This is a genomic window from Hydrotalea lipotrueae, from assembly GCF_019249625.1.
GTDB classification, from domain to species: domain Bacteria; phylum Bacteroidota; class Bacteroidia; order Chitinophagales; family Chitinophagaceae; genus Hydrotalea; species Hydrotalea flava.
In genome coordinates, this window is the sequence record NZ_JAESDL010000001.1 from 171,606 (window position 1) to 187,066 (window position 15,461).

Genomic DNA, 15,461 nt, shown 5'->3' on the forward strand with positions numbered 1-15,461 from the left:
TCTATTTGCATGCAACTTGTATTTCCTTTTTTAGATGAAATTGTGTTGGAAGATGAACGCGTAAAATTGCGTAGTTTACAACAAAATGATGAGGTATATCTGCGTTTTTTTTCACAACATGAGCCCGAGTTATGGCAATATTCTATTCAGTCTGCTGCCGGTGATGATTTGCTTAAACAATACATCGATAAGGCTTTGATGGATAGAAAAACAGGTATTTCCTATCCGTTTATTGTGTACGATAAAAAGTGGCAGGAATACGCAGGATGCACCCGATTTTATGATATTCAAAGCGCACATGCAACTATGCAATTGGGGTATACCTGGTATGGAAAAAAATTTCAGGGAACTGGTTTGAATTTGCACTGTAAATATTTACTGCTTTCATTTGCTTTTGAAACGATAATGTTTGAAAGGGTAGAAGCCAGGTCAGATACGTTAAATAAAAGAAGTATTGCTGCCATGAAAAAAATAGGTTTTACCACGGAAGGGGTTTTGCGTAACAATGCATTGAGTGCAAACGGGAGAAGGAGAGATTCAATGGTATTGAGTATCTTAAGAAATGAATGGATGGAAGGGGTGAAACAAAGGTTGGAGGAGCAGTGTAAAATAATATGATTTTTTAAATTGATTAGTTCGTATTTGTTTTTGGTTTTATGCAAAATGATCTATGCAACGAAGGCTTTATTTTATTCTTAATTGATTCAATTGTTCTATCATATTTCAATAAGAATTGCATATCAACAAAAAATTGGGTACTTGTTTGTAGTTAGTTACACACTTATGTAGACGTTGATTTATTGAAAATGGCAATTTAGCTCATAACACCTCAATTTTGTACCTTTGCGGCTCCTATTTATAAAAAATTAAAAGTAATTGCGCATTAATCAATGAATTATCAACAGGAAATAGAACGAAGAAAAACCTTTGCCATTATATCTCACCCCGATGCCGGAAAAACAACACTTACTGAAAAATTACTATTATTTGGGGGTGCTATTCAAACAGCAGGGGCTGTAAAAAGTAATAAAATAAAAAAACATGCCACCAGCGATTTTATGGAAATTGAGCGCCAGCGTGGAATTTCTGTAGCTACCAGTGTAATGACCTTTGAATATGAAGGTTATTTAATTAATTTATTAGATACACCCGGCCATAAAGATTTTGCAGAAGATACTTACCGAACTTTAACTGCAGTGGATAGTGTGGTATTGGTTATTGATAGTGTAAATGGGGTAGAAGAGCAAACCCGCCGGTTGATGGAGGTTTGCAGAATGCGTGACACACCCGTTATAGTGTTCATCAATAAAATGGACAGAGATGGCAAAAACCGTTTTGATTTGTTGGAAGAAATTGAAAAAGAATTGAATATTGCTTTACATCCCATGACATGGCCCATTAATAGTGGGAAAGATTTTAAAGGGGTTTACAATATTACCAATAAAAATTTATTGCTATTTACTGCCGGCACCAAAGCAGATGATGAGGATGTATTACAAATTGATGATTTGAATAGCCCAATTGTTGACAATAAAATTGGTGAACGCGATGCTGCGCAATTAAGAGAGGATGTGGAACTGATTGAAGGTGTACATGGCAATTTGGTGATTGATGATTATTTAGCAGGAAAAGTAGCGCCCGTATTCTTTGGTAGTGCTGTGAATAATTTTGGGGTGCAGGAGATGTTGAATACTTTTATTCATATTGCACCTACACCGAGAAACAGGGCTACCTCAAAAGGATCGATAGCTCCAGATGATAGTACATTTAGTGGATTCATTTTTAAAATACATGCCAATTTAGATCCCCGTCATAGAGATCGAATAGCTTTTTTGAGAGTTTGCAGTGGTAAATTTGAACGTAGTAAATATTACCATCATGTTCGGTTGAATAAAGATATTCGCTTTAATAATCCCTATTCATTTTTGGCAAGAAGTAAAGATGTGATTGAAGATGCTTATCCTGGTGATGTGGTGGGTTTGTTTGATACCGGAAATTTTAAAATTGGTGATACACTTACAGCGGGAGCCAACTTTTATTTTCTGGGTATACCCACATTTTCTCCGGAAATATTCAAGGAGTTGGTGAATAAGGATCCAATGAAAGCCAAACAACTTGAAAAAGGTATACAGCAGTTAACTGATGAAGGTGTTGCGCAGTTATTTTCTCAATTTGGGGGAACCAAAAAGATTATTGGATGCGTTGGTGAGTTGCAGTTTGAGGTGATTCAATACCGGTTATTGCAGGAATATGGCGCTGCGGTTGAGTTCAGATCGCTGCCTTTTTATAAAGCCTGTTGGCTTACCAGTAATGATGCAAAAAAATTAGAAGATTTCCTTAGGTTTAAACAACAGAATACCGTAGAAGACAAAGATGGACATCCGGTATACCTGGCACAAAGCGAATGGTTTTTGAATACGGAAATTACCAATAACCCGGATATTATTTTTCACTTTAGCAGTGAAATTCATAAGTAACTTTTGTTGAATAAATGAATTGACCCTAATTCGTATTAAATATTTGCGATGAACGAATCTGAAATACTCGATGTAATCATTATTGGTGGCGGACCCATTGGTTTGGCTTGTGCATTAGAAGCAAAAACACATCAATTAAATTATGTAATTCTTGAAAAAGGATGTCTGGTGAATTCATTGTACCATTATCCCATGAATATGACATTCTTCTCAACTTCTGAAAAGTTAGAAATTGGTGGCGTTCCATTTGTGAGCATTGCGTCAAAGCCTACTCGTAATGAAGCTTTGGAATACTATAGGCGAGTGGCCATTAAAGAACAACTCAATATTCATTTGTTTGAAAAAGTATTGTGTGTCAAGCCGTTACAGGAAAGAAATAAACCTGTTTTTGAGGTAAAAACTTCAAAGGCTACTTATCACAGTTACAATATTGTTACTGCAACAGGGTTTTATGACATTCCTTTTTTATTAAATGTACCGGGGGAAGATTTACCAAAAGTTACGCATTATTATAAAGATCCTCATTTTTATGCTTTTCAGCAGGTGATTGTGGTAGGTGCCAATAATTCGGCAGTTGATGCTGCATTAGAAACCTGGCGTAAGGGCGCAAACGTTACCATGGTAATTCGGGAAAGCCAGATTGGTGAAAGGGTAAAATATTGGGTACGACCAGATATCATCAACAGAATTGAAGAAGGCTCTATCAGGGCATATTTTAATTCTGTTATTACGGCTATAGAACCACATCAGGTACATATTCAAACGCCGGATGGTGCGGTTATCATTCCCAACCAATGGGTGATTGCAGCTACGGGTTATCAGCCCGATTTCTCATTCCTGCAGCAAATGGGTATTCAATTGTCGGATGATGGGGTAAAGAAACCATCTTATGATGAAAACACACACGAAACCAATGTACCCGGCATTTATTTAGCCGGTGTGGTTTGTGGTGGTTTGAATACACACCGGTTATTTATTGAAAATTCGCGGGAACATGCGATTAAAATTTTGAATCATATTGCCGCAAAAAATACATAATATAAATAATAAGCGGGATGGTATTTTGTAGTGGCTGCATACTGAACAGAACGTACAAGTGTGCGACGCAACGAAACTGCACAATGGTATATAATGCCGGGTACAACAATACCATCCCGTTGGTAATTAGTTTATTGCAAAGTTGCAAGTGCATCTTTAATTCTTGCCCAGGCCTTTTCAATATTTTCCATGCTGTTGGCAAAAGAGAATCGAATACAGTTGGGTTCACCAAAAGCATCGCCCATTACGGATGAAACATGTGCTGTGTTTAGTAAGAACATGCTTAAATCGGCCGCATTGGCAATAGTTTCAGTGCCATTCTTTTTACCATAATAAGCACTTACATCAGGAAATACGTAAAATGCACCCTGTGGTTCAAAACATTTAAAACCCGGAATGCTCTTTACCAATGCTAATGTTTTTTCTCTGCGGCGGGCAAACTCGGCAGTCATGGCACGTGAAGGTGCCAAATCGCCGGTAAGTGCTGCTACAGCTGCTTTTTGAGTTATAGAGCAGGTGCCGCTGGTAAACTGGCCTTGTAATTTTTCGCAGGCTTTTACAATATCTGTATTGGCTGCAATATAACCTAAGCGCCAGCCCGTCATGGCAAAGCCTTTACTTAATCCGTTAATCACCACCACTCTTTCTTTGATGGAAGAGAATTGCGCAATACTTTCATGTTGACCAATGAAATTAATGTATTCGTAAATTTCGTCAGATAAAATGGTGATTTTTGGATGCTTTTCAAATATTTTTACCAAAGCAGCCAGTTCCTCTTTGGTATAAACAGCGCCGGAAGGGTTGCATGGTGATGAGAACATGAAAACACGGGTATTGGAAGTAATAGCCGCTTCTAATTGTTGTGGTGTAATTTTAAAATTATTTTCAACCGTAGTTCTTATTTCAACAACATGGCCACGGGCAATTTTAACCAGTTCAGAGTAAGTAACCCAATACGGTGTGGGTATAATTACTTCATCACCCTCATCCACCAAGGCTAAAATGGCATTGGCTAAGCTTTGTTTGGCGCCGGTTGAGGTAATGATATTTTCGGGTTTATAATCTAAATGGTTATCGCGTTTTAATTTGGTGCAAACGGCTTCTTTTAAATCGGCAAATCCGGCAACAGGTGTGTAATGGCTCCAGTTGTCGTTAATGGCTTTAATGGCTGCATCTTTTATATGTTGGGGGGTATCAAAATCGGGTTCTCCCAAACTCAGGTCAATTACATCAATGCCTTTTGCCCTTAGTTCGCGACCTAATTTGGCCATTTTAAGTGTTTCGGGTTCGCTGAAACGCAGTAGTAAAGTAGATAAATTGGTGCTCATGATTCAATTGCTTTTTAAATGGCACCAAATGTACTTAATTACTGAACAGGTTTATTAGAGAATTTTCAGCAGAAACTGAAAAAACTAAATAAAATTTACTGTTTTTGGTAATCGAATATAAATTCCGATAAATCTGGCACGTATGTCCGTTTTCTTGTTAACTCATATTGGTAAAGCAGTTGTCCGATGTTTTTCATAAATGGATAGCCGATGGAATCGTAATCGTATTGATCGTCGTTATAAATACCATCTGAATTGCAGGAAATGGTTGCACTCAACATAAATTCTATTTTATTTTGGGTATCGATGATATAGGCTACATCGGTTAAAAAACCATAAGCATCGCCTACTTTATTAAAAATTCTGATGTTTTTGGGTAAAGACCCTTTTTGTGAACCATACATTAAAAATTTGCAATAAGCATCCCAGTATGCAATAGTATCATAATTAGGATAATTGCTTTCGCGGGGGTAGGCGCTCATCCAATGTAACAGAAATTGTCTGTCGGTGGCTGTTAAGTTAAACCTGCTTTGAGGCGGAACAGATTCCGGAAAAATAACGGAGCGGAGTATATGCGTTAAATCTTCTAAATACACCCTGTTTTTTTCTGAGAAATTAAAGGGTTGGTGAACCAATGTTCCATTATTGTAATAACCATTTATTTCCTAAAAACACATTTAGGTTCGGCAATGGACCATCGTTATATTGCGCCGGTTGGTGCCATAACTGTTTACCTGAAGTGTCGTAAAAAGAGCAGGCATTGGTTTGGCGGTTCTGCTCATCTGTTAAACTTACCTGTAGCCGATGGCGGATAATGGCATTGGGATAACCTTTTTGTTTGAGTTGATTCAGGATGGTTTTTTGTCCTAAAAATTCATAAAGGCGGTTAAATGCATCATTATCACTTATCAAAAAAATTTGTTTGATGTAATTGGCAATGGTAGGCCGGCTATCAATAGCGGTTGGCTGTGTAAAAACAAAACTTTGTTGGGGTGCACTGCTATCGGTAATTAAAGTGGTGTTTGCATTAACGCCGGAAATATTGATTTCATTTAATTTTTCTAATGCCAAAAAAGCAATGGGCATTTTTACCGTGCTGGCCGGATAGAAATAGTTGTTGGAAGTGTAGAAATGATATTCTGTAAGGATGGGCTGGTTGTTTTTATCACGGTTAATTTGGGTGTAAATAATTTGAACATTATATGCCTGCCGGTTTTGTAAAATGGCTGAAAATTGGTCGGGATGTTGTTGCATTAAGGTTTCTAAAAAATTAACCGGAAGCATATTCTGCATCATTTTTTTAGGGGTATTGCAGGCAAACAATATTGCGATGATAAAAAAAATAAACATTTTTTGAAGCATTTCCAAATATACAAATCCTGTAACATTACATGAAGCCGGTTCCTAACTTTGCACAATGGCAAATCAGGTACATGAGTCAATATCAGTGTTCGATATTTTTAAAATAGGCGTGGGGCCTTCCAGTTCGCATACATTGGGGCCATGGAAAGCAGCTTTGCAATGCGTTAATAATTTACAGACTGCATATCAATTACAGTTAGTACAAAAAATGCAAGTGTTACTGTATGGTTCTTTAGCCAAAACAGGGCACGGGCATGGTACCGATATTGCTGTAATGATGGGGCTTTGTGGCGAAAATCCTGAAACGATTGATGTAAATTCCATTCTTCTAAAAGTGGCTCAAATTAGAGAACAGGGCACTTTGTATTTAGGCAATGAAATAGCAATTGATTTTCAACCTGAAAATGATATTATTTTTTTGAAACAGGAAACGTTGCCTTATCACCCAAACGGTCTTTCTTTTTTGATATCATTAAGTGATGGTCAAGAAATTTGTGCTACTTATTATTCTATTGGTGGAGGCTTTATTGTGAAGGAAGGTGAGGAGCTTGCTTCCACACATCATCAGGTTGAATTGCCTTTTCCGATTAATAGGGCGAATGATTTATTGCGTTGGTGCATGAAAGGCCTTAGCATTAGTGATGTGGTGATGGAAAATGAACTGGCGTGGCGTAGTGAAGAGGCCACTCGCGAAGGCGTTTTACATATTTGGGAAACCATGCGAGATTGTATTTACAGAGGGTGCCATACACAAGGCGAATTACCGGGTGGATTAAAAGTAAAACGCAGGGCATTTGAGCTGAATAAAAAATTAATGGGTGGAACCCTTGCGCCGGATTATGATATTTGGCTTACTAAAATACAGGCTGGCGGCAACGCCTTTCAATACACATTAGATTGGGTAAGTTGTTTTGCTTTGGCGGTAAATGAAGAAAATGCATCGTTTGGCAGGGTAGTTACAGCTCCTACCAATGGTGCTGCCGGTGTAATACCTGCCGTATTGCAATATTTTATTTGTTTTTGTAATGGAAATGAAACCGATAAAATTATTCGTTTTCTGTTAACCGCTTCCGAAATTGGATCGATATTTAAAAAGGGGGCAACCATTTCAGCGGCAATGGGTGGCTGTCAGGCCGAAATTGGTGTAAGCAGTGCCATGGCAGCCGCTGCTTTAACTGAATGTATGGGAGGTAGCCAGCGACAGGCATTAATGGCTGCAGAAATTGCCATGGAGCATCATTTGGGTTTAACCTGCGACCCCATTGGCGGGTTGGTACAAATACCCTGTATTGAACGCAATACCATGGGTGCTATTAAGGCCATTACCGCATCGCAACTGGCTTTACAAAGTGCGCCAGATTTTGCCAAAGTAAGTTTAGACAAAGTAATTAAAACCATGTGGGATACGGCTTTAGATATGAACAGCAAATACAAAGAAACCTCCGATGGTGGTCTTGCTGTAAATATTCCATTGGGTTTAAGCGAATGTTGATGTGCTAACACATGATTGAACTGAATAGATTAGATTAATTCAATAATGGATTGGCAACAATAGCATCGTAACTTAAATTGCTGTAATCTCTTATTTCATGGTACAGTGTATCTCTTTCTACAGGTTGGCGGTTTACCTGTTTAATCAGGGTAACTAAATCGGCGGTTGACATGCTTGGATTTTGTTCTTCACTTCCCGCCATTGAATAAATTTTGGTAGAATCATCAATGGTGCCGTCAATATCATTCACACCAAACTGAAGTGTAAGTTGTGCATTCTTTCTGCCCAACATAGGCCAATAGGCTTTAATATGCGGGAAATTATCTAAATACAGCCTTGCTACTGCATACATTTTTAAATCTTCCACAATGGTTGATTCCGGCACATGGCTCATGTCATTGTCTTTATTCCTGAATTTTAAAGGAATAAATGTGTTAAACCCGCCGGTTTCATCCTGCAATTGACGCAAACGTTCCATGTGGTCAATCCGGTGCCAGTATTTTTCAATATGGCCATACAACATGGTGGCATTGGTATGCATGCCTAATTGATGCGCCGCTTTATGAATGTGTAACCAGCCATCTGCATCTACTTTGTCTGCACAAATTTGGGTACGTATTTCCGGATGAAAAATTTCTGCACCGCCACCGGGTAATGAGTCTAAACCTGCTTCATGTGCTATGCGCATGCCTTCTTCAACAGAAACTTTGGCTTTTCTAAACATATAATCCAACTCAACGGGGGTAAATGCTTTAATGTGTAAATCGGGGCGATGTGCTTTAATGGCCTTCAACAGCGTGGTAAAAAACCGTAAATCCATTTTAGGATGAACACCCCCCACAATATGCACTTCAGTAACCGGTTTACCATCATAGCTTTTCACAATATCCAGCATTTGTTCAATGCTCAGTTCCCAGCCTTCTTCGCGGTGTGCATATAAACGGGAATAGGCACAGAATTTACAACTGAACACACAAACATTGGTAGGCTCGATATGAAAATTACGATTGAAATAAGTTTTATCACCATGCTTTTGTTCTCGTACAAAGTTGGCCAATGCACCTAAAAATGGTAAAGAGCCTTTTTCAAATAATTGTACACCTTCTTCAAAACTGATACGCTGATTGGCAAATATTTTTTCGGCAATGGGTTGTAAATTTTTATCTGCTGTTTGAATCAGCATATCCGAGGAGTTATATACAGTTGCTTTCATCTTCTATTTTTTTTTGACAGGCAAAACTACCATTATAATTGTTCACATGAAGGGAATGTTAAGCGATAAGCAAAAATTACTATCTTCCGTTTTAAATTATTATTAACCTTGCTTGCTCTGAATGGAGTTGCCTGGCGTTTTAAAATACTGCCATCTATTATATGCAAGAAGAAAAACAAATGCAATGAATATTAAGTTTAGATTGATTTTGCTTAGTTTTTTAGAGTTTTTTATTTGGGGTTCCTGGTTAATTACTGTGGGTGCTTATTGGTTTCAAAACAAACAATGGACGGGAGAGGATTTTGGTAAAATTTTTTCAACTATGGGCATGTCTGCTATTTTTATGCCGGCTATTATGGGAATTATTGCCGACAGATATATAAATGCCGAAAAATTGTTGGCTTTTTGTCATTTAGCAGGTGCTGCAATATTGTTTTATTTACCTGCGGTAAATGATCCCGATACTTTTTTCTGGGTACTGTTATTGTATATGATTTTTTATATGCCAACTTTAGCATTGGCCAATACGGTTTCATATACTGCATTAATTAAAAACGGGAAAAATATTATTAAAGATTTTCCTCCCATCAGAGTATGGGGTACCATTGGTTTTATTGTAGCCATGTGGATTGTAAGTTTATTGCATATTGAAACTTCTGCCAGTCAATTTTATGTGGCTGCTATCGCATCATTATTGTTTGGTGTATATGCATTTACTTTACCCAAATGTCCGCCGCAGGCAAAAACCGGTGAGAAAAAATCATTTGCCGACATGATGGGGTTAAAGGCCTTTTCTCTGTTTGGACAATACAAAATGGCGCTGTTTTTTATTTTTGCTATGCTTTTGGGTGCTGCCCAGCAATTAACGAATGCTTATGGTGATACTTTTTTGCATGATTTTGCAAAGATTGATGCCTACAAAAATACCATTGCCGTAAAATTTCCGGCTATTATTATGTCTATTTCTCAAATTTCTGAAACCTTGTTTATTTTGGCCATTCCTTTTTTTCTTAGAAAGTTTGGAATTAAGATAGTGATGTTGTTGAGTATGTTAGCCTGGGTATTGCGTTTTGGTTTGTTTGCATATGGCAATCCTAGTAATGGATTGTGGATGATTATTCTTTCCTGCATTGTTTATGGAATGGCTTTCGATTTTTTCAATATAACCGGTTCTTTGTTTGTAGATACGCAGATAAAACCACAAATACGTGCCAGCGCACAGGGAATTTTTATGATGATGACTAATGGAGTAGGTGCTTTATTGGGAAGTCGTATCAGTGGCTATGCCATCTCCAAATTTTTTACCCATAGCGATAAAAGCCTTGATTGGTATGGTATCTGGATGTCGTTTTCTGTATATGCCATTATTATTGCAGTATTATTTTTGCTGCTGTTTCGGCATAAACACAGGCCGGAAGAAGTATTGCAAATGCAACATTAAAAGAATGAGGCCGCCTTCATTGTTGTTGGGACGGCCTCATTGAAATTGAGTCAATCTATTTTACTTATGCGCTTCAATTTTTTTCACAAAATTGGCTTTGGGTTGTGCGCCCACTAATTTATCAACTACTTCTCCATTTTTAATAAACAGGATAGCAGGGATGCTGGTAATGCCATAGTTTAAACTTACTTGCGGATTATGGTCAACATTTAATTTGCCCACTTTAACCACACCTTCATACTCTTTTGCCAGCTCTTCTACAACCGGACCAATAGCGCGACAAGGGCCACACCATTCTGCCCAAAAATCAATCATAGTTAATTTATCGTTTGCCAAAACTTCTGTTTGAAAGTTCGCATCTGTAATTTCTAAAGCCATTGTACAATTTTTTATGGTTATGAATAATTTATTAATTTGTCGCAAAAATAAATCCAAACTTACAATATGTTTGAAACCAGTTATACACCACTGTTAATTATGACTTTGTGATGACTGAAACGTTTGTTTTCAGCCATTTTGCCCTAATATGAGGCAAATCGTCAGTTGCTGATTCGGCCATTAATTTTGCAAATGCACATTTACCTGTACTTCCGGATGGTTTTGTAAAAACTGGATTAAATCATCATTCAGTAAAATACTCACTTCATTGTTGTATAAACTAATTTTCAGGTTTTCAGCGTTATCAATTATGTTGAATTTTAAAAGTGTTTTTCCCGGATATGCTTTCACATTTTCGGCTAAAAAATCAATCCATTCTTTTGTTAGGTCAACTGGCTCCATATTGATTTCGAGCATACGGGTAGTTCGTTCTTTCAGGGTTTCTAACAGATAGAGCTGGTTAATTTTAAATTCAAAATTTTCCTCACTTTTATAACGTTGCCTGAAATTGCCTGAGAGAAATACTTTCTGGCCCTTTTCCAAATAGTTTTGAAATTTTACATAATCTTCACTCCAAAGGGTGAATTCTGTTTTTCCTGAAAAATCTTCAATGATAAATGAGCCAAAATTTTTGCCTGTTTTGGTTACCCTATGTTGTACATCTACAATTAAACCTGCTATGCGTACCGTTAAATTGGCAGCTTGTTTTATGAGGTTGGTATCCATTTTTACTTCATTAAACTCTGCAATTTCAATAATTTGATAATGTTGCAATTCAAACCGGTAATGATCTAATGGATGCCCACTCATGAACATACCCGTTACTTCTTTTTCATAGTTTAATTTTTCTGTTAAAGGCCACTCTTCACATTCAGCTATTTTGGGTGCCGGAATTTCCATGGCAACAGGCAGTTCTCCAAACAAAGTATTGGCAGTACCACTTTTTATTTGTACACTGGCAGCACCATAATTAATAATTTTTTCCAGATTGCTAATTTTATCTCCATCGCCTTTGGCAAAAAATTGTGCCCGATTCATTTGTGGAAAACAGTCGAACGCACCGCTATATGCCAAACTTTCCATCGATTTTTTATTGACAGAACGTTGATTGACCCTTCTAATAAAATCAAAAATATCTTTAAACTGCCCGTTTTTATTGCGCTCTTCAATAATGTTTTCAATAGCGGCATCACCTACGCCTTTAATGCCACCCAATCCAAAACGAATTTCTCCTTTTTTATTCACGGCAAAGCCTTTTAACGATTCGTTAATATCCGGCCCCAAAACTTTAATACCCATTCGCTTACACTCTTCCATAAAAAAAGTAATTTTATCAATACTTCCTGCATGGTTTAGAACAGCCGACATGTATTCTCTCGGATAATGTGCCTTTAAATAGGCAGTTTGATACGACACAAAAGCATAACAGGTACTGTGCGATTTATTGAAAGCATACTGCGCAAAGGCCTCCCAGTCAGTCCATATTTTTTCCAAAGCATCTGCTGAATGTCCTTTGGCTTTACCGCCCTCAATAAACTGCGCTTTCATTTTATCAAGCACACTTTTTTGTTTTTTACCCATTGCTTTTCGCAACACATCGGCATCGCCTTTGCTAAAACCTGCCAAACTCTGGCTCAATAACATAACCTGTTCCTGATAAACGGTAATGCCATAAGTATCTTTCAGGTATAGTTCTGCTTCCGGAATATCGTATACCACTTGTTCTCGTCCTTGTTTACGGGCAATAAAGCTGGGAATATAAGCAATAGGGCCTGGGCGGTATAATGCGTTCATGGCAATTAAGTCATCAAACTGATCGGGCTTTAATTCACGCAGGTATTTTTGCATGCCAACACTTTCAAACTGGAATGTGCCATTGGTTTCACCTTTCTGATATAATTGAAAAGTTTTTTCATCATCTAATGGAATGGTATCTAAATCAATTTCTATTTGATGATTTTGTTTGATTAATTCAAGTGCGGTTTTAAGAATAGAAAGCGTTTTTAAGCCCAGAAAGTCCATTTTAATTACACCGGCCTCTTCAATACTATTGCCTTCAATTTGTGTTAACCATAAAGAAGAATCTTTTGCAGTAGCAACAGGAATCAGTTCCGTTAAATCTTTTGGGGCAATGATGATGCCTGCAGCATGCACACCGGTATTGCGGATGCTGCCTTCAAGTCTGTCAGCTTCTTTTAAAACCTGGGCACGAATATCATCTCCGGCATAAATTTCCCTGAGTTTTTTAATGTTCTCAATATCTTCCTGAGTATATCCTTCTTTTTCTTCTAATGATTTTTCGCCCTCTTTGGCGGTGATGGGTGCATGTAAAACTCTTCTTAATTCGGTTCCGGGTTTATCGGGCACCAATTTAGCCAGCATATTGGCTTCGGCCAGCGGCAAATCCATTACCCGGGCAACATCTTTAATGCTGCTTTTGGCAGCCATGGTACCATAGGTAATAATTTGTGCCACTTGATTTTTTCCATATTTCTCAACCACATAATCAATTACTTTCTGACGGCCATCATCATCAAAGTCGGTATCAATATCGGGCATTGATTTACGATCGGGGTTTAAAAACCGCTCGAACAATAAATTGTATTTAATGGGGTCAATATTGGTAATGCCAATACAATAAGCCACTACCGAACCGGCGGCAGAACCGCGGCCCGGGCCTACAAACACTTTCATGTCTCTGCCTGCCTTAATAAAATCGCTTACAATTAAAAAGTAGCCTGCAAAGCCCATGGTTTTAATGGTAAACAATTCAAAGTCAATACGTTCTTGGGTTGTGGCATTTATTTCGCCATAACGTTGTTTGGCTCCTTCATAAGTAAGGTGTTTTAAATATTCCCACTGGTTCAAATTATCATCATCATGAATTTTAAAAGAAACCGGAATAGGGAAGGCCGGCAGTAAAATATCTTTTTTTAAATTCAGTACTTCAATTTTATCTACAATGGCATTGGTATTGTCAATTGCTTCCGGAATGTCGGCAAACAGGGTAGCCATTTCTTCCGGTGTTTTAAAATAAAACTGATCGTTCGGAAATTTAAAACGCCGGTTTTTGATCTGCACTTCATCATTTACAAAATCATCAAAACCTGGTGTTGATTGTTTTTCACCTGTATTTACGCACAATAAAATATCATGTGCATTGTAGTCGTCACGTTCAGTATAGTGGCTGTCGTTTGTAGCTATTACCGGAACATTGTATTTTTTGGAAAACTGTAAAAGGGTATGGTTGATGATTTCCTGTTCTTTAATGTTGTGGCGTTGTAATTCAATATAATAATCCTCGCCAAAAATATCTAACCACCATTTAAATTCCTGTTCAGCTTTGGCAGTATCGCCTTTTAAAATGGTTTGTGGCACATAAGCGCCAATGCAGCAGGTGGTGGCAATGAGGCCTTCATGGTATTGCAGAATTAATTCTTTGTCAATTCTGGGATACTTGCTATACATGCCTTCAATAAATCCTAATGAGGTTAATTTAATGAGGTTTTGATAGCCTTGTTTATTTTTAGCCAGCAATACCTGATGGTAGCGGTGGTCTTTTAATTCTTTAGTGAAAGTTTTAATATGCCTGTTTTCTACCACATAAAATTCGCAACCCACAATAGGCTTAATAACAGGTTCTAATATATCTTTACCATTGGTATCTTTACCAACTACTTTTGTGTTTTTCCAGGCCTGATTCACAAAATCAAATACGCCAAACATATTTCCATGGTCAGTTAAAGCCACAGCCGGCATGTTATTAGCGGCCGCTTTTTTGTAAAGTGAACCGATGGAAGCTGCCCCATCGAGTAAGGAATATTGCGAGTGAACATGTAGATGTGAAAATTTAGGCATGACTGTTGAAAATTTGAAACCATTCAAAAGTCAAATGTACTGCTTTCGGCAGGCAAATGAAGTTGAAAAATTTATCCACAATTCCGGTGTTATAAAGTTGAATGGATAAAAGTTGTGCAGGTTTGGGCAGCTTAAAAAAGGGTTGTTTATTTTGCAAGCTATGGCAAAGCGTTGTATAACAGTTTTTTTTATTGCGGGAATAGTTTTAGCTGTAACCGGTTGTAAAACTTTGCGGAAAATTACAGCCCACGATAATTCATTAACCACTACTTCCAAATCGGTAAAATCAGGAAACCCTGAATTTATTGATGGAATAGAAATTGCCCCCGGTTCAGTTGTAAATTCCCGCCATAAAACAGCTACTACAAAAATTAACACCTTGAATCGTGCTGCTGCCAATGAAAATAATCCCAATAGCTGGGTAAGTATCGAAAAAGCCAGCTGGCTGCAAATGAAATATGCCATTATAATGGATGTAACGGTTGAAAAGCTAACCGATATTCTTTTGCTTCAAGAAATTGATGAATGGTGGGGCACCAATTATTGCTTAGGCGGCAGTACAAAAGCATGTATTGATTGTTCTGCTTTTACCTATATTGTAATGCGGGATGTTTATGGAGTGAATTTACCCCGTACAGCGCAGGAACAATATAATAGCTGTTCTAAAATACCCGATGATTCGCTGCAGGAAGGTGATTTGGTATTTTTTCATACCGGTGGTAGAAGAAGCAGGGCCATTTCACATGTAGGTGTTTATATAGCCAATCAAAAATTTGCCAATGCTTCTACAAGCAGTGGTGTTACCATCAGCGATTTGAATGATCCTTATTGGAAAAGAGCCTACCGTGGTGCCGGCAGGGTTCGTTAAGCCTGC

12 protein-coding genes are annotated in these 15,461 nt (G+C 37.8%); 6 read left to right on the plus strand and 6 right to left on the minus strand.

Going from position 1 to position 15,461, the window contains the following annotated elements; genetic code table 11:
* The first annotated feature begins 9 nt into the window (after positions 1-9).
* From JK139_RS00810 to JK139_RS00820, 3 genes are all read left to right on the plus strand, one after another.
* Positions 10-618 carry a GNAT family N-acetyltransferase gene (locus JK139_RS00810; RefSeq protein ID WP_218330355.1) on the plus strand — a complete coding sequence of 203 codons (609 nt, stop codon included), beginning with the start codon at positions 10-12 and terminating at the stop codon, positions 616-618.
* Positions 619-890: 272 nt separating this feature from the next.
* Positions 891-2,477: a peptide chain release factor 3 gene (locus JK139_RS00815; RefSeq protein ID WP_218330356.1), complete on the plus strand. Its 1,587-nt coding sequence runs from the start codon at positions 891-893 to the stop codon at positions 2,475-2,477.
* A 48-nt stretch (positions 2,478-2,525) separates the two neighbouring features.
* Positions 2,526-3,515 (plus strand): YpdA family putative bacillithiol disulfide reductase, encoded by a 990-nt coding sequence (locus tag JK139_RS00820; protein WP_218330357.1) that lies wholly within the window; start codon positions 2,526-2,528, stop codon positions 3,513-3,515.
* A 131-nt stretch (positions 3,516-3,646) separates the two neighbouring features.
* Here JK139_RS00820 and JK139_RS00825 read toward each other — a convergent pair whose 3' ends face one another.
* The 3 genes from JK139_RS00825 to JK139_RS00835 form a co-directional block, all read right to left on the minus strand.
* The gene (locus tag JK139_RS00825; RefSeq protein WP_228733070.1) at positions 3,647-4,843 is read right to left on the minus strand and encodes a pyridoxal phosphate-dependent aminotransferase; all 1,197 of its coding nucleotides are present in this window, start codon (positions 4,841-4,843) and stop codon (positions 3,647-3,649) included.
* A gap of 95 nt (positions 4,844-4,938) precedes the next feature.
* Positions 4,939-5,439, minus strand: a complete 501-nt coding sequence (locus JK139_RS00830) for a hypothetical protein (RefSeq protein ID WP_218330358.1) — start codon at positions 5,437-5,439, stop codon at positions 4,939-4,941.
* 46 nt (positions 5,440-5,485) lie between these two features.
* Positions 5,486-6,139 carry a serine hydrolase gene (locus tag JK139_RS00835; protein ID WP_218330359.1) on the minus strand — a complete coding sequence of 218 codons (654 nt, stop codon included), beginning with the start codon at positions 6,137-6,139 and terminating at the stop codon, positions 5,486-5,488.
* Between the two features lie 121 nt (positions 6,140-6,260).
* Here JK139_RS00835 and JK139_RS00840 point away from each other — a divergent pair, with 121 nt between their 5' ends.
* Positions 6,261-7,697, plus strand: coding sequence for an L-serine ammonia-lyase (locus tag JK139_RS00840; protein WP_218330360.1), 1,437 nt, complete (start codon positions 6,261-6,263; stop codon positions 7,695-7,697).
* 34 nt (positions 7,698-7,731) lie between these two features.
* Here the strand turns inward: JK139_RS00840 and mqnE are convergent, their stop codons facing one another.
* Positions 7,732-8,910: an aminofutalosine synthase MqnE gene (gene mqnE, locus JK139_RS00845; RefSeq protein WP_218330361.1), complete on the minus strand. Its 1,179-nt coding sequence runs from the start codon at positions 8,908-8,910 to the stop codon at positions 7,732-7,734.
* Positions 8,911-9,094: 184 nt separating this feature from the next.
* Between mqnE and JK139_RS00850 the strand changes: the two genes are divergently transcribed.
* Positions 9,095-10,351: a nucleoside permease gene (locus JK139_RS00850; RefSeq protein ID WP_218330362.1), complete on the plus strand. Its 1,257-nt coding sequence runs from the start codon at positions 9,095-9,097 to the stop codon at positions 10,349-10,351.
* Positions 10,352-10,411: 60 nt separating this feature from the next.
* Here the strand turns inward: JK139_RS00850 and trxA are convergent, their stop codons facing one another.
* A complete protein-coding gene (gene trxA / locus JK139_RS00855) occupies positions 10,412-10,729 on the minus strand; it encodes a thioredoxin (RefSeq protein ID WP_075051771.1) in 318 nt (105 codons plus the stop codon).
* Positions 10,730-10,909: 180 nt separating this feature from the next.
* Positions 10,910-14,587 (minus strand): DNA polymerase III subunit alpha, encoded by a 3,678-nt coding sequence (gene dnaE, locus JK139_RS00860; protein ID WP_218330363.1) that lies wholly within the window; start codon positions 14,585-14,587, stop codon positions 10,910-10,912.
* Between the two features lie 160 nt (positions 14,588-14,747).
* Between dnaE and JK139_RS00865 the strand changes: the two genes are divergently transcribed.
* Complete coding sequence (locus tag JK139_RS00865) at positions 14,748-15,455, plus strand: C40 family peptidase (RefSeq protein WP_218330364.1); 708 nt, start codon at positions 14,748-14,750, stop codon at positions 15,453-15,455.
* Positions 15,456-15,461 lie beyond the last annotated feature (6 nt).